Annotated in this window: 18 protein-coding genes; 8 read left to right on the forward strand and 10 right to left on the reverse strand. The window is 71.0% G+C overall.

Going from position 1 to position 21,358, the window contains the following annotated elements:
• The first annotated feature begins 41 nt into the window (after positions 1–41).
• From ACZ3H8_RS32760 to ACZ3H8_RS32770, 3 genes are all read left to right on the forward strand, one after another.
• Positions 42–1,532 carry an FGGY family carbohydrate kinase gene (locus ACZ3H8_RS32760; RefSeq protein ID WP_467407965.1) on the forward strand — a complete coding sequence of 497 codons (1,491 nt, stop codon included), beginning with the start codon at positions 42–44 and terminating at the stop codon, positions 1,530–1,532.
• A 91-nt stretch (positions 1,533–1,623) separates the two neighbouring features.
• The gene (locus ACZ3H8_RS32765) at positions 1,624–3,357 is read left to right on the forward strand and encodes an ABC transporter ATP-binding protein (protein ID WP_467407966.1); all 1,734 of its coding nucleotides are present in this window, start codon (positions 1,624–1,626) and stop codon (positions 3,355–3,357) included.
• Positions 3,354–5,282: an ABC transporter ATP-binding protein gene (locus tag ACZ3H8_RS32770; protein WP_467407968.1), complete on the forward strand. Its 1,929-nt coding sequence runs from the start codon at positions 3,354–3,356 to the stop codon at positions 5,280–5,282. Before ACZ3H8_RS32765 ends, ACZ3H8_RS32770 begins: the two co-directional genes overlap by 4 nt.
• A gap of 291 nt (positions 5,283–5,573) precedes the next feature.
• On the opposite strand, the gene ACZ3H8_RS32775 is transcribed toward ACZ3H8_RS32770, so the two are convergent.
• From ACZ3H8_RS32775 to ACZ3H8_RS32795, 5 genes are all read right to left on the reverse strand, one after another.
• Positions 5,574–6,833 carry an RNA polymerase sigma factor gene (locus ACZ3H8_RS32775; RefSeq protein WP_467407969.1) on the reverse strand — a complete coding sequence of 420 codons (1,260 nt, stop codon included), beginning with the start codon at positions 6,831–6,833 and terminating at the stop codon, positions 5,574–5,576.
• A gap of 95 nt (positions 6,834–6,928) precedes the next feature.
• Positions 6,929–8,833 (reverse strand): DNA primase, encoded by a 1,905-nt coding sequence (gene dnaG / locus ACZ3H8_RS32780; protein WP_467407971.1) that lies wholly within the window; start codon positions 8,831–8,833, stop codon positions 6,929–6,931.
• A gap of 35 nt (positions 8,834–8,868) precedes the next feature.
• Positions 8,869–10,131 (reverse strand): NAD(P)/FAD-dependent oxidoreductase, encoded by a 1,263-nt coding sequence (locus ACZ3H8_RS32785; RefSeq protein WP_467407972.1) that lies wholly within the window; start codon positions 10,129–10,131, stop codon positions 8,869–8,871.
• A gap of 131 nt (positions 10,132–10,262) precedes the next feature.
• Entirely contained in the window at positions 10,263–11,618 is a 1,356-nt protein-coding gene (locus ACZ3H8_RS32790) for a deoxyguanosinetriphosphate triphosphohydrolase (RefSeq protein WP_467407973.1), read from the reverse strand.
• A gap of 46 nt (positions 11,619–11,664) precedes the next feature.
• A complete protein-coding gene (locus ACZ3H8_RS32795) occupies positions 11,665–12,576 on the reverse strand; it encodes a sirohydrochlorin chelatase (RefSeq protein WP_467407975.1) in 912 nt (303 codons plus the stop codon).
• Between the two features lie 202 nt (positions 12,577–12,778).
• On the opposite strand from ACZ3H8_RS32795, the gene ACZ3H8_RS32800 reads away from it, so the two are divergent.
• The 3 genes from ACZ3H8_RS32800 (at position 12,779) to ACZ3H8_RS32810 (ending at position 16,358) form a co-directional block, all read left to right on the forward strand.
• Positions 12,779–13,465, forward strand: a complete 687-nt coding sequence (locus tag ACZ3H8_RS32800; RefSeq protein WP_467407976.1) for a SanA/YdcF family protein — start codon at positions 12,779–12,781, stop codon at positions 13,463–13,465.
• Positions 13,466–13,516: 51 nt separating this feature from the next.
• On the forward strand, positions 13,517–14,098 hold the full coding sequence (locus tag ACZ3H8_RS32805; RefSeq protein ID WP_467407978.1) for a TIGR03086 family metal-binding protein: 582 nt from the start codon (positions 13,517–13,519) through the stop codon (positions 14,096–14,098).
• Between the two features lie 151 nt (positions 14,099–14,249).
• Positions 14,250–16,358: a molybdopterin oxidoreductase family protein gene (locus tag ACZ3H8_RS32810; protein WP_467407979.1), complete on the forward strand. Its 2,109-nt coding sequence runs from the start codon at positions 14,250–14,252 to the stop codon at positions 16,356–16,358.
• A gap of 6 nt (positions 16,359–16,364) precedes the next feature.
• Here the strand turns inward: ACZ3H8_RS32810 and ACZ3H8_RS32815 are convergent, their stop codons facing one another.
• The 3 genes from ACZ3H8_RS32815 to ACZ3H8_RS32825 all read right to left on the reverse strand — a co-directional run bounded on the left by ACZ3H8_RS32815 (position 16,365) and on the right by ACZ3H8_RS32825 (position 17,900).
• Positions 16,365–16,796, reverse strand: a complete 432-nt coding sequence (locus tag ACZ3H8_RS32815; protein WP_467407980.1) for a gamma-glutamylcyclotransferase family protein — start codon at positions 16,794–16,796, stop codon at positions 16,365–16,367.
• Positions 16,797–16,798: 2 nt separating this feature from the next.
• Positions 16,799–17,122: a divalent-cation tolerance protein CutA gene (gene cutA / locus ACZ3H8_RS32820; protein ID WP_398988833.1), complete on the reverse strand. Its 324-nt coding sequence runs from the start codon at positions 17,120–17,122 to the stop codon at positions 16,799–16,801.
• Between the two features lie 112 nt (positions 17,123–17,234).
• On the reverse strand, positions 17,235–17,900 hold the full coding sequence (locus tag ACZ3H8_RS32825) for an NADPH-dependent FMN reductase (RefSeq protein WP_467408079.1): 666 nt from the start codon (positions 17,898–17,900) through the stop codon (positions 17,235–17,237).
• A 285-nt stretch (positions 17,901–18,185) separates the two neighbouring features.
• On the opposite strand from ACZ3H8_RS32825, the gene ACZ3H8_RS32830 reads away from it, so the two are divergent.
• Entirely contained in the window at positions 18,186–18,692 is a 507-nt protein-coding gene (locus ACZ3H8_RS32830; RefSeq protein WP_467407982.1) for a hypothetical protein, read from the forward strand.
• Positions 18,693–18,788: 96 nt separating this feature from the next.
• Positions 18,789–19,418: a class F sortase gene (locus tag ACZ3H8_RS32835; RefSeq protein WP_467407983.1), complete on the forward strand. Its 630-nt coding sequence runs from the start codon at positions 18,789–18,791 to the stop codon at positions 19,416–19,418.
• A gap of 29 nt (positions 19,419–19,447) precedes the next feature.
• Here ACZ3H8_RS32835 and ACZ3H8_RS32840 read toward each other — a convergent pair whose 3' ends face one another.
• Together ACZ3H8_RS32840 and ACZ3H8_RS32845 are read right to left on the reverse strand one after the other, a co-directional pair.
• Positions 19,448–20,233, reverse strand: a complete 786-nt coding sequence (locus tag ACZ3H8_RS32840) for a sulfite exporter TauE/SafE family protein (protein ID WP_467407985.1) — start codon at positions 20,231–20,233, stop codon at positions 19,448–19,450.
• Positions 20,234–20,351: 118 nt separating this feature from the next.
• Complete coding sequence (locus ACZ3H8_RS32845) at positions 20,352–21,158, reverse strand: putative protein N(5)-glutamine methyltransferase (RefSeq protein WP_467407986.1); 807 nt, start codon at positions 21,156–21,158, stop codon at positions 20,352–20,354.
• Positions 21,159–21,358 lie beyond the last annotated feature (200 nt).

Genomic DNA, 21,358 nt, shown 5'->3' on the forward strand with positions numbered 1-21,358 from the left:
TGTGACGTGGTACCTCCCCGCGTGCGGCAGAATCTTCAGTCATGGGGATAGTCGCCGGCTTGGACAGCTCGTCTGCATTCACGCGCATCGTCGTCTGTGACGCGGACACGGGTGCCGTGCTGCGCCAGGGGTACGCGCCGCACCCCGTCGAAGCGAAGGCCACCGAGATCGATCCGCAGGTATGGCTGCTCTCGCTCGGCGAGGCAGCCGCCGGCGGGCTGCTCGAAGGCGTGCAGGCAATCGGCGTCTCCGCGCAGCAGCACGGTCTGCTGACGCTGGACCCGCAGGGCAATCTCGTACGTCCCGCACTGCTCGGCAATGACAAGCGTGCGCAGGCCGCCGCGGCGGATCTGATCGACGCGCTCGGCGGGCGGCAGGCCTGGGCCGAGGCCGTCGGTTCGGTGCCGCAGTCCGCGCAGCCGGTGGCGAAGCTGCGCTGGATGGCCCGCTCCGAGCCCGAGGCGGCGCAGCAAGTCGCGTCCGTCATGCAGCCGCACGACTGGCTGGTGTGGCAGCTGCTCGGCCGGCCGGCCCGCAGGACCACGGACCGCGGCGGCGCTTCCGGCACCGGTTTCTGGTCGGCGGGCACCGGCTCGTACCGGCCCGACCTGGTGGAGCTGGCGCTCGGGCACCAGTGCGCGCTGCCCGAGGTGCTCGGCCCGGCCGATGCCGCGGGTACGACGCCCGAGGGGCTGCTGATCTCCGCCGGGACCGGCGAGACAATGGCGGCGGCCTTCGGGCTGGGCGTCGGGGTCGGCGACGCGGTGGTGTCGCTGGGAGCCTCTGGCTCCGTGATGGCCGTGCACCACCAGGCACTGGCCGATCCGGGCGAGATGATTACGTCGTTCGCCGATGCGACCGGGATGCATCTGCCGGTAGTGCACACGCTCAATGCCGTACGGGCGCTGCGCGGCACGGCCGAGCTGCTGGGCCTCGAGGGTCTCGACGAGCTCTCCGCGCTGGCCATGAAGTCGACGCCCGGTTCGTCCGGGCTTGTGATGCTGCCGTATCTGGAGGGCGAGCGCACTCCGCAACTGCCGCACACCGCCGGGACGCTGAGCGGTCTGCGCCGCGAGTCGATGAAGCCCGAGCATCTGGCCCGAGCCGCCTTCGAGGGCATGCTCTGCTCGCTCGCGGACGCCATGGACGTGCTGCGCGGGCGCGGAGTCGAGGTGCGCAGAGTGTTTCTGCTGGGTGGCGCCGCCGAGCTGCCCGCCGTACAGACCGCGGCGCCCGCGATCTTCGGGGCGCAGGTCGTCGTGCCGCAGCCCGCCGACTACGCGGCGCTGGGCGCGGCCCGGCAGGCCGCGTGGGCGCTCGGGGTCTCGCAGGGGACGCTGTCGCCGGCCGCTCCGCCGGCCTGGCAGGGCGCCGCGGTTGGGGTTGCCCCTGGCTTGTCCAAGGGGACTTTCGAGGCGGGCGGGCAAATCGTTCCGACGGAGGAGGAACGCGCGGTGGGTCAGGCGGTGCGCCAGCAGTACGGCGCGACGCGGGATCACATCCACCCCGGGGCGTTCAACCCGACATCTTGACCCTGCCTTGAATTAATCCCTTGGGGTTACCGGGGCGGAGTGTCGCAAGATGGGGTGACCCCTCGATCTTGCCGACTCCGAGAGACAGCGCGTGCTGATACGACTTCTACGGACGTATCTCAGTCCGTACCAGAAACCCATCGCCTTACTGGTGGCGCTCCAACTGCTGCAGACCAGCGCCACCCTCTATCTGCCCACCCTCAACGCGGACATCATCGACAACGGTGTCGTAAAGGGGGACACGGGCTACATCCTCCGGGTCGGCGCGGTCATGATCGCCGTGAGCGTCGTCCAGGTGGTCTGCAACATCGGAGCGGTCTTCTACGGCGCGCGAACCGCCTCCGCGCTCGGGCGTGATGTCCGGGCCGCCGTCTTCGACCGGGTGCAGAGCTTCTCCGCGCGCGAGGTCGGGCACTTCGGGTCGCCGTCGCTGATCACCCGTACGACCAATGACGTCCAGCAGGTGCAGATGCTGGTCCTGATGGCGTTCACGCTGATGGTGTCGGCGCCGATCATGTGCGTCGGCGGCATCATCATGGCGCTCGGCCAGGATGTGCCGCTGTCGGCGGTGCTGCTCGCGGTGGTGCCGCTGCTCGGCATCGCGGTGTCGCTGATAGTCAAGAAGATGCGGCCGCTGTTCCGGACCATGCAGGAGCGGCTGGACACGGTGAACCGGGTGCTGCGGGAGCAGATCACGGGCAACCGCGTCATCCGCGCCTTCGTACGCGACGAGTACGAGAAGGAGCGGTTCCGCGGGGCCAACACCGAGCTGACCGATGTGTCCCTGTCCACCGGCCGGTTGATGGCGCTGATGTTCCCGACCGTCATGACGGTGGTGAATGTGTCGTCCATCGCCGTCATCTGGTTCGGCGCACACCGCGTCGACAGCGGCGCGATCCAGATCGGCGCGCTGACCGCGTTCCTCGCGTATCTGATGCAGATCGTGATGGCCGTGATGATGGCCACCTTCATGTTCATGCAGGTGCCGCGCGCCGAGGTCTGTGCCGAGCGGATCGAGGAGGTACTGGCGACGGACTCGAGCGTGGTGCCGCCGTCCGCGCCCGTACGGCAGCTGCGCAGCCACGGGCATCTGGAGGTGCGGGACGTGGAGTTCCGCTACCCGGGGGCCGAGGAGTCGGTGCTGCGCAGCGTCGGTCTGGTGGCGCGGCCCGGCGAGACGACCGCGATCATCGGATCGACGGGCAGCGGGAAGTCGACGCTGCTGGGGCTCGTACCGCGGCTGTTCGATGTGACGGGCGGCGAGGTGCTCGTCGACGGGGTGGATGTGCGTGAGCTCGATCCGGCGCTGATGGCGAGGACGGTGGGGCTCGTGCCGCAGAAGCCGTATCTCTTCTCCGGGACGGTGGCAACGAATCTTCGGTACGGAAAGCCCGGCGCGAGCGACGACGAGCTGTGGCAGGCGCTGGAAGTCGCGCAGGCCGACGACTTCGTACGGAATCTTGAAGGCGGGCTGAACGCGTCGATCGCGCAGGGCGGCACCAATGTCTCCGGCGGGCAGCGCCAGCGCCTCGCGATCGCCAGGACCCTGGTGCAGCGGCCCGAGATCTACCTCTTCGACGACTCCTTCTCGGCACTGGACTACGCGACGGACGCGGCGCTGCGCGGGGCGCTGGCGCGCGAGACCGCCGAGGCGACGGTGGTGATAGTCGCCCAGCGGGTGTCGACCATCCGCGACGCCGACCGCATCGTGGTTCTGGACGAGGGGCAGGTCGTGGGGACCGGCAGCCATCACGAGCTGATGGAGAGCAATGAGACCTACCGAGAGATCGTGCTCTCGCAGCTGACGGAGGCTGAGGCCGCATGAGCGGGCCGGGCGGACGGATGATGACGGGACCGGTCGAGCGGTCCATGGACTTCAAGGGCTCGGGCAAGCGGCTGCTGCGGCAGCTCGCGCCGGAGCGGGCGACGCTGTGGGTGATGCTCGCGGCGGGCGTGCTGAGCGTCGCGTTCGCGGTGGTCGGGCCGAAGATACTGGGGCAGGCGACCGACCTGGTCTTCGCGGGGGTCGTCGGCCGGGAGATGCCGGGGGGGACCAGCAAGGAGCAGGCGATCGCCGACCTGCGGGACAAGGACCAGGGCGGGCTCGCCGACATGCTGTCCGGCGTGGACTTCACGCCCGGCGACGGCATCGACTTCACCGCCGTGGGCCATGTGCTGCTGGTGGCGCTGGTGGTGTATCTGGCCGCGGGTCTGCTGATGCTGGTGGCGACGCGGCTGTCGATCCGGGTGATCAACCGGACCGTGTTCCGGATGCGGGAGGACGTGCAGGCGAAGCTGTCGCGGCTGCCGCTGTCGTACTTCGACCGGGCCAAGCGCGGCGAGGTGCTCAGCCGGGCGACGAACGACATCGACAACATCTCGCAGACGCTGCAGCAGAGCATGGGGCAGCTGATCAACTCGCTGCTGACCATCGTGGGCGTGCTGGCGATGATGTTCTGGATCTCGCCGCTGCTCGCGCTGGTCGCGCTGGTGACGGTGCCGGTGTCGGTCTTCGTGGCGACGAAGGTCGGCAAGCGTTCGCAGCCGCACTTCGTGCAGCAGTGGAAGACCACCGGCAAACTCAACGCCCACATCGAGGAGATGTACACCGGCCATGCACTGGTGAAGGTCTTCGGGCGACAGGACGAGTCGGCGCGGGCCTTCGCCGACCAGAACGAGGAGCTGTACGAGGCGGGTTTCAGGGCCCAGTTCAACAGCGGGGTGATGCAGCCGCTGATGTTCTTCGTCTCGAACCTCAACTATGTGCTGGTGGCGGTCGTCGGCGGACTGCGGGTCGCGTCCGGTGCGCTGTCCATCGGTGATGTGCAGGCGTTCATCCAGTACTCCCGGCAGTTCTCGATGCCGCTGACGCAGGTCGCCTCGATGGCGAACCTGGTGCAGTCGGGCGTCGCGTCGGCCGAGCGGATCTTCGAGCTGCTGGACGCGGACGAGCAGGAGGCCGACGCTCCGACGGCCTCGGCCGGGCGGCCGGGACAGCCGCTGGGGCAGGTCTCGCTGGAGAAGGTCGCCTTCCAGTACGACCCGGAGAAGCCGCTGATCGAGGATCTGTCGCTGAGCGTGGAGCCGGGTCATACGGTCGCGATCGTCGGCCCGACGGGTGCGGGCAAGACGACGCTGGTGAATCTGCTGATGCGGTTCTACGAGGTCACGGGCGGCCGGATCAGCCTGGACGGCGTGGACATCGCGAAGATATCGCGGGAGGAACTGCGCTCCGGCATAGGGATGGTGCTCCAGGACACCTGGCTGTTCGGCGGCACGATCGCGGACAACATCGCGTACGGAGCGCCCCGAGAGGTGACGCGGGAGGAGATCGAGGAGGCGGCGCGCGCGGCGCACGCCGACCGATTCATCCGTACGCTCCCCGACGGCTACGACACGGTGATCGACGACGAGGGGTCGGGGGTGAGCGCGGGCGAGAAGCAGCTGATCACCATCGCGCGGGCGTTCCTGTCCGACCCGGTGATCCTGGTGCTCGACGAGGCGACGAGCTCGGTCGACACCCGAACCGAGGTGCTCATCCAGAAGGCGATGGCGCGCCTGGCCCACGGGCGTACGAGCTTTGTCATCGCGCACCGGCTCTCCACCATCCGGGACGCGGATGTGATCCTGGTGATGGAGAACGGCGCGATTGTCGAACAGGGCACGCATGAAGGGCTGTTGGCGGCGGAGGGTGCGTATGCGCGGCTGTACGCGGCACAGTTCGCGCAGGCGGTGGTGGAGGTGGAGTAGGTCGGGGGCGGTGCGCCTGTTCCCCGACCCGCCCCCTACGCCCGGGCGGCGTGGGGGGGACCCCCACTCCCCGAACTGGGGGCGGGGCCCCAGACCCCGGTACGCCCTTCTGGGGGTCCCCCCCACGCCCTCCGGGCGTAGGGGGAGTGTCCTCAATCGCCGGACGGGCTTGATTTTCGCCGGTCGTCCTGAGAATTCAGGCCGACCGGCGGAAAATCTAAGCCCCGTGGGAGTCCCCCGGACGAAGTCTGGGGGAGATTGAGGAGCGGGGTCCGGGGCGGAGCCCCGGTGTCAGTCCAGGTAGCCGCGGAGCTGGTCCGCGAAGGCGTGGTCGCGCAGCTTGTTGAGGGTCTTGGACTCGATCTGGCGGATGCGTTCACGCGTCACGCCGAAGATACGGCCTATCTCTTCGAGCGTCCGCGGCCTCCCGTCGACCAGCCCGTAGCGCAGCTGGACGACCTTGCGTTCGCGCTCGCCGAGGGTGGAGAGCACCGCCTCGAGGTGCTCACGCAGCAGCAGGAAGGCAGCCGACTCGACGGGCGACGCCGCGTCGCCGTCCTCGATGAGATCCCCGAGGGCGACATCGTCCTCCTCCCCCACCGGCGCGTGCAGGGAGACCGGCTCCTGAGCCAGCCGCAGCACCTCGCTGACCCGCTCCGACGGCAGGTCCAGCTGGATGGCGACCTCCTCGGGGGTGGGTTCGTAGCCGCGCTCCTGGAGCATCCGGCGCTGGACCCTGACGACCCGGTTGATCAGCTCGACGACATGGACCGGGACGCGGATGGTGCGTGCCTGGTCCGCGAGGGCCCGGGACATGGCCTGGCGGATCCACCAGGTCGCGTACGTGGAGAACTTGTAGCCGCGGGCGTAGTCGAATTTCTCGACCGCCCTGATCAGGCCCAGGTTTCCCTCCTGGACGAGGTCGAGCATGGTCAGCCCGCGGCCTACGTAGCGCTTGGCGACGGAGACGACGAGCCGGAGATTTGCCTCGATCAGCCGGCGCTTCGCCATCCGGCCCATGACCACCAATTTGTCGAGGTCGACGGCGAGTTGGGAGTCGTCGATGTCGGGGGTCTTGCCGAGCCGCTCCTCGGCGAACAGACCGGCTTCGACGCGCCGCGCCAGTTCGACCTCCTCGACAGCCGTGAGCAGCGGAATTCTGCCGATCTCCCGCAGATACTGGCGGAACAGGTCGGATGAGGGCCCGCCGCTGTCGATGCGGCCGACCCGTCGTTCCGGAGGCTCGGGCACTTCCACTGGATCCTCGACGAGGGTCTCCGGGACCGCTTCGGGAACGGTCGCGGTCTCGGGGTGATGTACGGCCCGGCTCTGCGCGGGAACCTGCGCGGAGACGGCCGCGACAGCATCGGTCTCGGTCAGGGTCTGGGTCTGCACGGGGGCGACCTCCAGGGTGATCGCTGCCGGTTCGGGGGCGTGCGGCAGCGGGACGGAGGCGGCCGGGCCGCTTTCCGTCCCGTACACGATGAACGGATCCGCGGGGGTGAGAGGCCCACTGTGGGTGGACCGGCCGCGCTCCGGGGACTCAGGCACCGCACCCCAGTGTGGGGTACGACACATCACCGCCACGAGGGGCGTGCGGCTACTTTTTGAGTCCAGTGCGTGACCGGGCGGTTACCCAAGCGGGGCTAGAGGACGTCGGCGCCCTGGTTGCGCAGGGACTGGGCGTACTGCTGGAGCACCCACAGTTCGTTCTGTACGGCCGTGTGGTGCTCGGGGTCGGCGTGCGGGCCGAGGCGGGCGAGGGTGCCCTGGACCTCGCGGATGCGGCGGTCGACCGCGCGCAGCCGGACCTGGACGAGCTGGGTGCCGGCGTAGGTCTCGTCGACCGTCCTGGCGTGCACCGCTTCGACGGCGAGCTCGGTGACCAGGGCGCGCACAGTGTCGTTCGGGGCGGCGTCGCGCACGCGGGCGAGGTAGTCGGGGGTGTCCTGGGTGCCCTGTTCGGCGCCGCCGGCCTCGGCGATGGTCTGGCGGACCGCGGCGTAGGGCGGGGCGGTGAACTCGTCCACGCCGTACGCGTCGAAGGCCGGCGAGACCAGATCCGGGTGCTGGAGCGCGAGCTTGAGCAGTTCGCGTTCGGTGCGGTGGGCGGGGCTGCGGAGGTTGAGGGCGGGGCCCGCGAGGGTCCGCGGGGCGCTCTGGGTCTCGTACGACTGCTGGGTGCGGGACTGTGTCGCCGGACCGCGGCCGCCGCGGTCGCGGGCCCAGCGGGCGAGCTGGGCGACCCGCTTGACCACGAACTGCGTGTCGAGGATGCCGAGAATGCCGGCGAGCTGCACCGCCGACTCGTGCTGGATGGCGATGTTCTTGATGCCCGCGACGATCGGCGCGGCCTCGTCGAGCGCGGCGGCCCGGCCCGCGGGCGTCTCCAGGTTGTGGCGCAGCACGCTGTGGCGGATCGCGAACTCGAAGAGCGGCGTACGCGTTTCGACCAGCTTCTGCACCGCGTCGTCGCCCTCGGCCAGGCGCAGTTCGCAGGGGTCCATGCCGCCGGGCGTAATGGCGATCGAGGTCTCGGCGGCGAACTTCTGGTCGTCCTCGAAGGCGCGCAGCGCGGCCTTCTGTCCGGCCCCGTCGCCGTCGAAGGTGAAGATCACCTCGGCGGTGGCGTTGTCCATCAGCAGCCGGCGCAGGATCTTGATGTGGTCGCCGCCGAAGGCCGTGCCACAGGTGGCGATGGCGGTGGTGACCCCGGCCAGATGGCAGGCCATGACGTCGGTGTAGCCCTCGACGACGACGGCCCGGCTGGTTTTGGCGATCTCTTTCTTGGCGAGATCGATGCCGTACAGCATCTGGGACTTCTTGTAGATGCCCGTCTCAGGGGTGTTGAGGTACTTCGGCCCGTTGTCGCTCTCGTACAGCTTGCGTGCTCCGAAGCCGACGACATCGCCCGAGATGTCGCGGATCGGCCACATCAGCCGGCCGCGGAAGCGGTCGATGGGGCCGCGGCGGCCGTCCTGGGAGAGGCCGGAGAGGATCAGCTCCTTGTCGCTGAAGCCCTTCCCGCGCAGAAAGCGGGTGAGGTGGTCCCAGCCCTGCGGGCTGTAGCCGACGCTGAAGTGCTGGGCGGCGGCCTGGTCGAAGCCGCGCTCGGCGAGGAACTTGCGGCCCGTCTCGGCCTCGGGGCCGGTCTCCAGCTGCTCGATGTAGAACTGCGCGGCGGCCTTGTGCGCCTCGACCAGGCGGATGCGCTCGCCCCGCTGGTGGGTGGGGTTGTACCCGCCCTCCTCGTAGCGCAGGGTGATGCCCGCCGTCGCGGCGAGGCGCTCGACCGTCTCGGAGAAGGAGAGATGGTCGATCTTCATCACGAAGGCGAAGGTGTCGCCGCCTTCCTGGCAGCCGAAGCAGTAGAAGAGACCCTTGCTCGGGCTGACCTGGAAGGAGGGGGACTTCTCGTCGTGGAAGGGGCAGAGCCCCTTGAGGTTTCCGCCGCCGGCGTTGCGCAGCTGGAGGTACTCGGAAACGACGGCGTCGATCGGGACCGCGTCCCGGACCGCCTTCACGTCGTCATCGTTGATCCTGCCTGCCACACGCGGAAGTCTACGGTGGCGCTGTGACACTCCCGTCAGCTGTTGAGGGAAGTGAGCGGTACGGAAGGGTCGGCGAGGGCTTCCGGGTCCACCGGGTTCCCGGAGCGGATCAGCTGCTGGATCGGGTCGGTGACGTCCCACACATTGACGTTCATCCCGGCGAGCACCCGGCGGTCCTTCAGCCAGAAGGCGATGAACTCCCGTTTCCCGACGTCGCCGCGGAGCACCACCTGCTCGTACGAGCCGGGCGGCGCCCAGCCTGAGTACTCCAGGCCCAGGTCGTACTGGTCGGAGAAGAAGTACGGGATGCGGTCGTACGAGACATCCTGGCCGAGCATCGAGCGCGCGGCGGCCGGGCCGCCATTGAGGGCGTTCGCCCAGTGCTCGACGCGCAGCCTGGACTCCAGCAGCGGGTGGTGCGCGGCCGCGACGTCGCCCGCCGCGTAGATGTCGGGGTCGGAGGTGCGCAGTGCGGCGTCGACGGCGATGCCGCCTCCGTGCCCCCGGTCCGCGAGCGCGAGGCCGGCGGCTTCGGCGAGGGCGGCGCGCGGGGCCGCGCCGATCGCGGCGAGGACGTCGTGGGCCGGGTGCTCCTCGCCGTCGTCGGTACGGACGGAGAGGACCATGCCGTCCTGGCCGGTGATCTCGGTGAGGCGGGCGCCGAAGTGGAAGCGGACACCGTGCTCGCGGTGCAGTTCGGTGAAGACCTGGCCCAGCTCGGGGCCGATGACCTGGTGCAGCGGGGTGGGTTCCGGTTCGACGACGGTGACCTCGGCGCCGTAGCCGCGGGCGGCTGCCGCGACCTCCAGGCCGATCCAGCCCGCGCCCGCGATGACCAGATGGCCGTTGTCGCGGCCGAGCGCGGTGAGCACCTGGCGCAGCCGGTCGGCGTGGGCGAGGCGGCGCAGGTGGTGGACGCCGGCCAGCTCGGTGCCGGGGATGTCCAGGCGGCGCGGCTCGGCGCCGGTGGCCAGCAGCAGCTTGTCGTAGTGCAGGACGGTGCCGTCGCCCAGGCGTACGGACTTGGCGTCCCGGTCGACCGCGACGACGGTCTGGCCGAGGTGCAGTTCGACGTCGGCCTGGGCGTACCAGGCGGGTTCATGGACGAAGACGCTGTCGCGCTCCTCCTTGCCCGACAGATAGCCCTTCGACAGGGGCGGCCGTTCATAAGGGTGGTCGCGTTCGTCACCGATGAGGATCACGCGGCCGGTGAACCCTTCGGCACGGAGGGTCTCGGCGGCCTTGGCTCCGGCAAGTCCACCGCCGACGATGACGAATGTCCGATGTGCGTCGACCACTTGATGCCTCCTCTTTGCTTTTACGCTGCGCAGCCTTCAGCGAGCGTCCCGCACGCAGCGTTATGGCGGAAGAGGGAGTGACCCCTGGGCGTGTCATCTCGGACGCGCCGCGGGGGCTCCCTCCCAGCTGCTCAGCGGCGGGCCGTGAGCTGGGCGTGCAGCGTGCGGGCGGAGGCGTCCGTGAGCGAGGCGAGCTGGTCGACGATCACCCGCTTGCGCGCCCGGTCGTCGGGGGCGGCGTCGAACAGAGCACGGAATTGCGGGTCAAGGCTCTCGGGGGCGCGGGCGGTGAGCGCCTCGGCCAGTTCGGCGAGCACGATGCGCTGGTCGGCGCGGAGCGCCTCCTGTTCGGCGCGCTGCATCACATAGCGGTCGGCGACGGCCTTGAGGACCGCGCATTCGTTGCGGGCGGCCCTCGGGACGACCAGCTCGGCGGCGTACCGGGTGAGGCGCCCGGAGCCGTATCTCTGGCGGGTCGCGCCCTCGGCGGCGAGGCAGAAGCGGCCGATGAGCTGGCTGGTGGCGTCCTTCAGCCGGGCCTGCGCGACCGCCGAGCCGTCGTAGTGGTGCGGCCACCACTCCTGGTCGATGAGCCGGTCCAGGGCCTCGGCCAGCTCCTGCGGATCGGTGTCCTCGGGTACGTACCGCCCGATCGCCACCCGCCAGATGTCGCTGCGCTCCGGTTCGGCGAGGAGAAGGTTGGGGTCGATATGGCCGGCGTGCAGTCCGTCCTCGAAGTCGTGCACGGAGTACGCCACGTCGTCGGACCAGTCCATGACCTGGGCCTCGAAGCACTTGCGGTACTCGGGGGCGCCCTCGCGGGCCCATTCGAAGACCGGCAGGTCGTCCTCGTAGACCCCGAATTTCACCGAGTCGGGGTCGGCGGGGTGTCCGCCGCGCGGCCAGGGGTATTTGGTGGCGGCGTCCAGGACTGCCCGGGTGAGGTTGAGGCCGACGCTGACGAGCTCGCCGGTCCCCGCCCCGGCACCGGCTGATGTCATCGTGCGGTGGACGAACCGCTTGGGCTCGATACGGGTCAGCAGCCGCAGCGACTGGGCGTTGCCCTCGAAGCCGCCGCAGTCCTTGGCGAAGTCGTTCAGTGCCTGCTCGCCGTTGTGTCCGAACGGCGGGTGGCCCATGTCGTGGGCGAGGCATGCGGCCTCGGTGAGATCGGGGTCGCAGCCGAGCGCCGCGCCCAGTTCCCGTCCGACCTGGGCGCATTCCAGGGAGTGGGTGAGCCGGGTGCGGGGGCTGGCGTCCCAGGCCTGGTTTCGGGTGCCGGGGGTGACCACCTGGGTCTTGCCGGCGAGCCGGCGCAGCGCGGAGGAGTGCAGCACGCGCGCGCGGTCGCGCTGGAAAGCGGTACGGCCCGGGCGTTTGTCCGGCTCGGGGGCCCAGCGTGCGGTGGCCGCCTCGTCGTAAGCGTCGTCGGGGGTGTCGTCGAATGCGTCGGGGCCGGATGAGGTGGTGCCGGTGGTGCCTGCCATGCACCGAAGGTAACCGGAGCCGGTGGCAGTCGGGCGATGCGGTGGTCTACGCAGGGGCGAGTTCGCGCCGCTGCGTGGCGTGCGCAGTGCTCAGGGCCTCGTCGTAGCGCTGCAGCAGCAGCCGGGCCAGGGCCGGGTGCGCGCCGAGGGGGGCGGCGGCGATCCAGGGCGCGGCGGCGGCGCTGCGGGTGGCGAACAGGCCCGGGAAAGCGAAGTAGGAGGCGACGGCGATGCGGTGGCGGCCCCGGGCGGCGAGCGCGCGCAGGGCCGCGGGGACGGTGGGCTGGGCAGCCGACGCGTAGGCGGGAACGACCGGCACTCCGCCGAGCCGCTCGCTGAGCAGTTCCGCGGCGCGCCGGGTGTCGGACGCGGAATCGGGGTCGCGCGAGCCCGCGGCGGCCAGGACCACTCCGGCGCTGCGGCTGGTGCCGTCCTCGGGCCGCCAGCCCGCCTCCGCCAGCCGTGAGCAGAGCGCCTCCACGAGGAGGGGGTGCGGGCCGAGCGGGGCGGCGACGCGTATGTCCGCGCCGGGTACGGCCGCGGCTGCCTGCGGCAGATCGTGCTTGACGTGGTAGCCGCGGCTGAGCAGCAGCGGTACGAGGACGGCGTGGGCGCCGTCCGTACGCCGCTCGCCTTGGAGCGCGGCGAGGGTGCCGGGCAGCAGCGGCTCGTTCAGCTCGATGTGGCCGAGGCGGACGTCGAGTCCGGGGCGCAGCTCGCGGACTCGGTCGAGGAGCTCGGTGACGGTGCGCAGGGCGCGTGGGTCGCGGCTGCCGTGCGCGACGGCGACGAGGGTGGGCCGTTCGGTCGGGGGCATGCGCCTGCGGGCTCCGTTCAGTGTGACGTGGCTGAGTTGGCTGCCGAGCTGGTCGGAGATGCGCAGGAGCAGCTGCGCTGTGCTGTCGAGGGGCGTGGCGTCGAGGGGCAGGGACTCGTGAAGGTGCGCCGGCTCCGTCATGAACCGATCCTGACGTGCCGAGATTGCCGGGTCGTTGCGTGAGGGTGACGGGTGTTTTCCACGGGCTCACCGACACCCCGGCGGCGTTGTCAGGCCCGTCACCTACTGCGATCGGGGGCCGGTATCGCCATGGACTGGATCGAGACGGAGCCAAAGCGGCCCCCGGCCGAACCGATCCGGCCCCATCAACGTCTGACCAGGCGTGAAGGTGAGACTACGACTTCCCAAAGCACCCCGTACCCGGCGCGCCCAGCGGCGGATCGCGCAGGCCGTCATGCTCGCCTGCGTCTTCGCACTCGCTCCCGCGACCTGGATGCACGCCGTCGCCGACAGCCGCATCCGCACCGTCGCGCAGGTCCCGGCGCAGGATGTCGCCGTCGTATTCGGGGCCGGGCTCTGGAAGGGCCGCCCCACGCCCTATCTCGCGCACCGGCTGGACGCCGCCGCCGAGTTGTACCGGGCGGGCAAGGTCAAGGTTGTGCTCGTCACCGGCGACAACAGCCGCGTGGAGTACGACGAGCCGGACGCCATGCGCACGTATCTCACCGCCCGCGGCGTGCCGGACAAGCGAATCGTCAGCGACTACGCCGGGTTCGACACCTGGGACTCCTGCGTACGCGCCAAGAAGATCTTCGGGGTCCGGCGCGCGGTCCTGGTGACCCAGGGCTTCCACATCCGGCGGGCCGTCGCGCTCTGCCGGGCGGCGGGGGTCGAGTCGTACGGCGTCGGGGTCGCCGAACCCCACGACGCGACCTGGTACTACGGCGGGACGCGGGAGATGTTCGCGGCCGGCAAGGCGGCGCTGGATGCCGCGTTCACGCCGGATCCCCGGTTCCTTGGGGCCGAGGAGCCCGGGGTGAGGGAGGCGCTGGCCGCAGCCGCCCGGTGACACGCGGCGACAGACTCGCGTCGGCATCCGCGGCGCGCGACAGTGAACCGTATGGAAAACGACGTAGCAACCCTGCTCAGCCGGCACGCCGAAGCGCTCGCGCTCTTCACCGAACGCGTGCACGCGGTACGGGCCGATCAGTGGGACGACCCGACGCCCTGCACCGAGTGGTCCGTGCGCGATCTCGTCAACCATCTCACCGCGGAACAGCTGTGGGTGCCCGACCTGGTGACCGACGGAGCCGGCATCGACGAGGTGGGCGACGCGTACGACGGCGATGTGCTCGGCGCCCACCCGCGGACCAGCTGGGACGCGGCCGCGCGCGCCGCGCGGAAGGCGTTCGGGGCGCCGGGGGCGCTGGAGCAGACCGTGCTGCTCTCGTACGGCGAGACCCCGGCGGTGGCGTACTGCGCGCAGATGATCACGGACGCCGTCGTGCACACCTGGGACCTGTCCCGTGCGATCGGCGCGCCGGAGCGGCTGCCGGACGTGCTGGTGAGCTTCGCGCTCGACGAGGTCACTCCCTACGCCTCGGGCCTGTCGAAGTCCGGTCTTTTCGCCCCGCCGATCGAGCCGCCGCCGGGCGACAGCCACCAGGCCAGACTGCTGGCGTTGCTCGGCCGCCGCGCGTGAGGAGCGCTGCGGGTACCTCACGGGCGCCACGGGTACCGAACGGGGCACCGCGGGTACCTCACGGGCGCCAGGGGCGCGGGCGGAGATGGGCGTACCCGGACCGTAATGCGGCGCGCCCGCCCGCGTAACACGGGCGTCGCAACCTGGCCGTATGTCCGAAACCACCACCGAGGCCGCTGCCCCGGTCACGCCGACCCACTGTCCCTACTGCGCCCTGCAGTGCGGGATGAGTCTGCGCGGCGGACCCGAGGCGGTCGAGGTGGTGGAGCGCCCGGACTTCCCGGTGAACCGGGGCGCGCTGTGCGGCAAGGGCCGTACCGCGCCCGCGCTGCTCTCCTCCCGGGTGCGTCTGACCGAGCCCCTGGTCCGTCGCCCCGCCACAGGCAGGCTCGAGCCGGCCACCTGGGAGGAGGCTCTCAGTACGGTCGCGGCGGGACTGCGGCGTACGAGGGCGGTGTACGGCCCCGACGCGGTCGGCGTCTTCGGGGGCGGGGGCCTGACCAATGAGAAGGCGTACGCGCTCGGGAAGTTCGCGCGGGTCGTGCTGGGCACCTCGCAGATCGACTACAACGGGCGCTTCTGCATGTCGTCGGCGGCGGCCGCGCACCAGCGGGCATTCGGGCTCGACCGCGGGCTGCCGTTCCCGCTGGAGGACATTCCGCGCTCCGGGTGCGTGATCCTCGTGGGCTCGAATCTCGCCGAGACGATGCCGCCGGCGCTGCGCTATCTGACCGAACTGCGGGAGAACGGCGGCAAGTTGATCGTCGTCGACCCGCGGCGGACACGGACGGCGGAACAGGCCGACCTGCATCTCACGCCCCGGCCGGGGACGGATCTGGCGCTGGCGCTCGGGCTGCTGCACGTGGTGGTGGCCGAGGGGCGTACGGACGAGGAGTTCATCGCGTCGCGTACGAGCGGCTGGGGCGAGGCGCGGGCCGCGGCAATGGCGCACTGGCCGGAGCTGGTGGAGCGGATCACCGGGGTGGGCGTGCCCCAACTGCGCGAAGCGGTGGGGATGTTCTGCGACGCGGAGTCGGGGATGGTGCTGACCGCGCGCGGTCCCGAGCAGCACTCCAAGGGCACGGACACGGTGAGCGCGTGGATCAATCTCTGCCTGGCGACGGGCCGCGCGGGCCGACCGCTGTCCGGCTACGGCTGCCTGACCGGCCAGGGCAACGGCCAGGGCGGCCGCGAGCACGGCCAGAAGGCGGACCAGTTGCCGGGCTACCGCAAGCTCGACGACCCGGCGGCGCGGGCGCATGTCGCCCGGGTGTGGGGGGTTGAGCCGGAGACGCTGCCGGGCCCGGGGCGCAGTGCGTACGAACTGCTGGACGCGCTGGGCGGGGACGTGAAGTCGCTGCTGCTGATGGGCTCGAACCCGGTGGTCTCCGCGCCCCGAGCCGGGCATGTGGAGGAGCGGCTGCGCTCGCTGGACTTCCTGGCGGTCGCGGACGTGGTGCTGTCGGAGACGGCGGCGCTCGCGGATGTGGTGCTGCCGGTCACGCAGTGGGCGGAGGAGACGGGCACGACGACCAATCTGGAGGGCCGCGTCCTGCTGCGCCGCCAGGCGGTGACGCCCCCACCGGGCATACGGAGCGACCTGGAAGTGCTGGGCGGGCTGGCGACTCTGCTGGGCCACGAGAAGGGCTTCCCGGCGGACCCGGAGGAGGTCTTCGAGGAACTGCGCAGGGCGTCGGCGGGCGGCCCGGCGGACTACTCGGGCATCACGTACCGAAGGATCATGGAGGAGGACGGGGTGTTCTGGCCGTGCCCCGAGGAGGTCTCGGGAGACCACCCCGGCACGCCCCGGCTCTTCCACGAACGGTTCTCGACCCCCGACGGGCGCGCCCGCTTCGTCACCGTGGCGCATCGGGCCGCCGGCGAAGAGGTCGACGAGACGTATCCCGTACTGCTCACCACCGGGCGGGTCGTCTCGCAGTACCAGTCCGGTGCGCAGACCCGGCGGGTCGATGAGCTCAATGCCGCCTCCCCCGGGCCCTTCGTCGAGCTGCATCCGTTGCTCGCCGAGCGCCTCGGGGCCGTCGAGGGCGAGCCGCTCGCCGTCGTGTCACGGCGCGGGCGTGCCGTCGGGCCCGCCCGGATCACTGCGGGGATACGGCCCGACACCGTCTTCATGCCGTTCCACTGGCCCGGCGAGGGCCGGGTCAACTCGGTGACGAACCCCGCGCTCGACCCGACCTCGCGGATGCCGGAGTTCAAGGTGTGCGCGGTCCGGGTGGAACGCGCGCACGAGACGTAGCCCCGGTCAGCTGCTCAGCCCGCCGCACCAGTCGCCGCCCCGGATCCGCGTGCCCTTCGCCCGCAGCTCCCCGGCCGGCCCCGGCGCCGCGACGTACACCCACGCCCGTACGGCCGTGCCGTCCGGGCCCAGGACGTCGCGCGCCACCCGCTCGTACAGATTGCGCGGGTGGCCCGGCGCGATGTACTCCTCCAGGTGGTCGAGTACGGCGAGCAGCTCGCCGTACTCCCCCGGGGCCGCCGTCACCAGCTCCCCCGCGACCGTGCCGCCAGCGGCGTCGAGGACGGCGTACGGATAGCCGGGGCCCTCGTACAGCACCGCGCCCCCGAGCAGCCCGGGCTCTTCCGTCGCCGTTCGGCCGTGCAGGAACAGATCGTGGTTGCACTCGCCCGGGCGCAGCGTGCCGTAGACGAAGAACGGGAGCTCTTGCGCAGACATCGTCACGGCACCATGGTCTCCGCCTCGATCCACGCCAGATACGCGGGGCTGCCGCCCACCACCGGCGTCGCGATGATCTCCGGTGTCTCGTAGTCGTGCGCGGCGACCAGATGCGCCTCCAGCGCCGCATAGCAGGCCTGCGTCGTCTTGAAGAGGACCTGCCACTCCTCCGCGGTCTCCATCGCGTTCCTCCAGCGGTAGACGGAGGTGACCGGCGCGGAGATCTGCGCGCACGCGGCGAGCCTCGCCTCCACCGCGCCGCGCGCCAGCTCCTCCGCCTTCGCGGCGCTGTCAGTCGTGGTCAGTACGGTCAGCGCCTGGGCCACTGACGTGCTCCTTCGGTCGCAGGGGTCGGGTCGCGGGGTCGGGTCGCAGTCGGTCAGGCAGCCACCGTACGCACTCGCTCGCCCAGCAGTCCGGTCAGCGTGTCCGCGGCCCTCAACCGGCATACGGGTGGCTGTACTTGGCGTTCCGCAGGGCGTGCCCCCACCAGGCGAGCTGGTCGAGCATCGTCTTGGCCGCGGCGTCGCAGGCGGCCGGGTCCTTGTGCCGCCCCTCGCCGTCGAAGTGGGCGCCGGCGTGGTGGAAGGAGACCGTGTCGCGGACGGTGACGGCGTGCATTTCGGCGAAGACCTGGCGCAGCTGCTCGACGGCGCGCAGGCCGCCGGAGATTCCGCCGTACGAGACGAAGCCGACGGGTTTGGCCTGCCACTGGGTGTAGTGCCAGTCGATGAGGTTCTTGAGGGCGGCGGGGAAGGAGTGGTTGTACTCGGGGGTGAGGACGACGAAGGCATCGGCGTCGGCGAGCTTCGGGGAGACCTTGGCCAGTTCGGCGCGGACGGCGGGGCCGGGGCTGTAGGAGAGGGCGGTGGGCAGGCCGGCGTCGGCAAGGTCGATCAGTTCGACGGTGAAGTCCTCGCGCCCGGCGGCGCGGGAGAGGAACCAGTCGGCGATGACGGGGCCGAAGCGGCCTTCGCGGTTGCTGGAGAGGACGACGGCGAGCTTCAGCGGCACAGTGCTCTCGGTCGCGGTGCTCTCGGGCGCGCTTTGAGGCGCGGTCTCGGGCGAGATCTCGGACGCGGTTTCAGGCGTTGTGAGGTCCATGAGGATGAGACTCATACCTCAAGCATGGTTGAGGTCAAGTCCGTGCCCGGCGAGCGGGTACGGCCGGCCGGGGGCCCCTTCACCCGTTCAGCATGCCCGGGGCCAACCTCGCCATCTGATTCCCCGTCACCGGCGATGACCTGCGACAACGTCTCGTGTCCAGCGCGACACGCCGAGTCTGTCCATCGAATCTGATTGCCCATCAGCAGGCGTGGGCGGCGGGCTGCGCCTTACCTCAAAGTGAGGACGATCACTCGCACCACCGCGCTTCACCGGAGGACCGACATGCGCACCACCGCCCGCCTGCTGACAGCCACCGCGCTGGCAGCCGCCACGATAGGGCTCGGCGCCCACGGGGCGTACGCCGGGGACTTCGCGGTACTGGAGGCGTTCCCGTCGACCGCCTCGCCGGGCGCCACCATCACCGTGAACACCACCGCCTGCGGTCCCGGCGGCCACGGCGTCGGAGACGCGCGGTCGCTGGGCGCGGGCGAATTCCGTTTGTCTGCGGGTAAGCACAAAGAGGTCATAGTCGGCCGGTTCACAGTCCCGCACGAGGCCAAGCCGGGGACCTATGCCATCGAGGTGAGCTGCAAGAACGGCAAGCGGGCCACTGGTGACCTGGCGGTGCGGCACCACAACCGGCCGAGCGGCCATGTGCACTCCGGCGTCGGCGGCAGCGTCGGCCCTGACACCACCCAGATCGCGGCGGGCGTGGCCGTACTGGCCGCGGCCGCCGTAGGCGGGACCCTGCTCCTGCGCCGTCGGGCGAGCGGCGCGCAGGGCAGCTGACGGGCCGGTTCCCACCGTCCCTCGTACCCGCCGTATCCCCGCTCCCGTCAGGTCCCAGGACCTGACGGGAGCGGGCGAGATTTATCCGGAGGACCGATGAGCGCCAAGGGCAGCGGCTGGGGCATAGCCGTCGCCGTCTGCGCCGGCCTGTGGCTGGTCCAGAACGGCTCCGAGAACGTGACCCCGCCGGTCCCGTCCGCGGCGGAGGCCTTCGCCGCCGGTCCCCACCACCACACCGACGCGGCCGCCGACCCACTGCCGCCGTCCCCGCCGGTACGGCTGCGCATACCGGAGATCAGGGTCGACGCCCCGGTCACGCGCCTGGGCCTGGACAGCAGAGGCAGCCTGGAGGTGCCACCGGCCGCCGACCGCAACCTCGCGGGCTGGTACCGGGACGGCACATCCCCCGGCGCCAAGGGCACGGCGATAGTCGCCGGCCACGTCGACAACGCGAAGGGCCCGTCGGTCTTCTACAACCTGGGCGCGCTGAAGAAGGGCCACCGGATCGAGGTGACCCGGCAGGACGCCCGTACGGCGGTGTTCACGATCGACGCGATCGAGGTGTACGGGACGGGCGCGTTCCCGGACGAGAAGGTGTACGGGTCGAGGGGCCGCGCGGAGCTGCGGGTGATCACCTGCGGGGGCGGCTTCACGAAGAAGACCGGCTACCAGGGGAATGTGGTGGCGTTCGCGCACCTGATCGGGGTACGGCCACCATCGGCATGATCGTCCGCAGTACGGCGCCGATCCGCCCGCTACGCCGTCCACTGGTCGAAGGCGAGCTTCGCGACGAGCGAGAAGACCACGACGAGCAGCACTCCGCGGACGAACTCGCTGCCCTTCCTGAGCGCCATCCTGGCGCCGAACATGCCGCCCGCCAGGTTGAACACCGCCATCAGCGCAGCCAGTTGCCACATCACCGTGCCCTGGTAGGCGAACATCGCCAGGGCCCCGCCGTTGGTGCAGACATTCACGATCTTGGCGGTGGCGGACGCGGTCACCAGGTCGAGATGGAGCACGGCGGTGAGCGCGAGCACCAGGAAGGTGCCCGTGCCGGGCCCGAACAGACCGTCGTAGAAGCCGATTCCGCCGCCGACGAGCACGATCGCGGCAATCATGCGGGCGCGGCCGACGGTGCGCCGGTCGGCGTCCGATGCGGTGCCGAAGGTGGGGCGCAGCATCACAAAGGCCGCCACGCCGAGGAGCACCACCATGATCACGGGCCGGAGTACGTCGCTGCTGATCCCGGCCGCGAAGAACGCGCCGCCCATCGAGCCCGCGAGTGCCGCGAGCCCGATCCGTACCGCCGTCTTCACCTGCACCGGGGCCTTGCGCACATAGGTGATCGCGGCGCCCGACGTACCGACGATGGCGACGGCCTTGTTGGTGCCGAGGATCTGCGCGGCCTGGGCGTTCGGCAGGCCGAGCAGCATGGCCGGCAGGAGCAGCAGCCCGCCGCCGCCCACCACCGCGTCGATCCAGCCCGCCGCGGCGGCGGCGAGGCAGAGGAAGACGAGCGTCGTCAGCGATATGTCGGGCATGATCGTGACCCTACGGAGGAGATGCGTGTGTCGTCCATCAATCCCGGGAGTGTTGAGCGACGTCTGAGGTTCCGGGGGCGGGCGGCGGGGCCTCAGGACCGCGGATCAGGCCCGCGGATCATGCCCGAGGCGGGTCCGCGGGCCTGGTTCCGATGACGACGGTGGCGTACAGCTCCTCGGAAACAGCCACCTGCGGCACCAGCCCGCCGCGGGCCAAGGCCTCGACGGCCCCCGGCGCCTGCCGCTCGCTCGTCTCGACGAGCAGGCACCCACCGGGCGCCAGCCACCGCGGCGCCTCGCCGGCCACCCGCCGAAGCACGTCAAGCCCGTCCGCACCCCCGTCTAGCGCCACCCGCGGCTCGAATTCGCGCGCCTCCGGGGGCAGCAGCTCGACCTCCCCGGTCGGTACGTACGGCACATTCGCGGCCAGTACATCGACCCGGCCCCGCAGCGCGGCGGGCAGCGGCTCGAAGAGGTCGCCCTCATACACCTGCCCCCCGACGGCCCCGACATTGCGCCGGGCGCACCGCACCGCGGCCGGGTCGACATCGGCGGCGTACAGCTGGGTCCCCTCCAACGCCGCCGCCAGCGCGACGCCCACCGCACCGGAACCGCAGCACAGATCGACGACGACAGCCCGCGACCCGGCGAGCCCGGCAGCCTGCGCCACGAGGAACTCGGTGCGCCGGCGAGGCACGAAGACCTCGGGTTCGACGACCACCCGCAGACCGCAGAACTCGGCCCACCCGAGGACGTGCTCAAGGGGCAGCCCGGCGACCCGCCGGTCCACCATGGCGGCAAGTTCGGACTGCGTACCTGCCGTGGAGATGAGCAGTCGCGCCTCGTCCTCGGCGAATACACAGCCGGCGGCGCGGAGCCTGGTGACGATGGCGGAGAGAGGAAGAAGTGACGGTGAAGCCGACATGGATGCCTTTCGGGAAGCCTGAGGGCGCTCCCGCGGGGCGGTCACCTATGTCGGATTGACCGCGCGGTCGTGAGATGAGAGCACCCAGCCTGCTACTGCGGTAATGGGTCTCACCTCCTACGACGGTCCACTGCTGGAGACGGCAACACTACCCGAGCCGGGCGGGCAGCGGGGCGCGCATCCCCGTCCCCTCACACACC

This window comes from Streptomyces sp. NPDC002868 (genome assembly GCF_055563295.1).

Excerpts from the sequence above, each read along its gene's own strand:
- ACZ3H8_RS32795 (WP_467407975.1), bottom strand. The coding sequence starts at position 12,576 with ATGACGGAGCCGGCGCACCTTCACGAGTCCCTGCCCCTCGACGCCACG.
- ACZ3H8_RS32830 (WP_467407982.1), top strand. The coding sequence starts at position 18,186 with ATGCGCACCACCGCCCGCCTGCTGACAGCCACCGCGCTGGCAGCCGCC.
- ACZ3H8_RS32845 (WP_467407986.1), bottom strand. The coding sequence starts at position 21,158 with ATGTCGGCTTCACCGTCACTTCTTCCTCTCTCCGCCATCGTCACCAGG.
- ACZ3H8_RS32815 (WP_467407980.1), bottom strand. The coding sequence starts at position 16,796 with ATGTCTGCGCAAGAGCTCCCGTTCTTCGTCTACGGCACGCTGCGCCCG.
- ACZ3H8_RS32835 (WP_467407983.1), top strand. The coding sequence starts at position 18,789 with ATGAGCGCCAAGGGCAGCGGCTGGGGCATAGCCGTCGCCGTCTGCGCC.
- ACZ3H8_RS32810 (WP_467407979.1), top strand. The coding sequence starts at position 14,250 with ATGTCCGAAACCACCACCGAGGCCGCTGCCCCGGTCACGCCGACCCAC.
- ACZ3H8_RS32840 (WP_467407985.1), bottom strand. The coding sequence starts at position 20,233 with ATGCCCGACATATCGCTGACGACGCTCGTCTTCCTCTGCCTCGCCGCC.
- ACZ3H8_RS32790 (WP_467407973.1), bottom strand. The coding sequence starts at position 11,618 with ATGGCAGGCACCACCGGCACCACCTCATCCGGCCCCGACGCATTCGAC.
- ACZ3H8_RS32825 (WP_467408079.1), bottom strand. The coding sequence starts at position 17,900 with ATGGACCTCACAACGCCTGAAACCGCGTCCGAGATCTCGCCCGAGACC.
- ACZ3H8_RS32760 (WP_467407965.1), top strand. The coding sequence starts at position 42 with ATGGGGATAGTCGCCGGCTTGGACAGCTCGTCTGCATTCACGCGCATC.
- ACZ3H8_RS32770 (WP_467407968.1), top strand. The coding sequence starts at position 3,354 with ATGAGCGGGCCGGGCGGACGGATGATGACGGGACCGGTCGAGCGGTCC.
- ACZ3H8_RS32805 (WP_467407978.1), top strand. The coding sequence starts at position 13,517 with ATGGAAAACGACGTAGCAACCCTGCTCAGCCGGCACGCCGAAGCGCTC.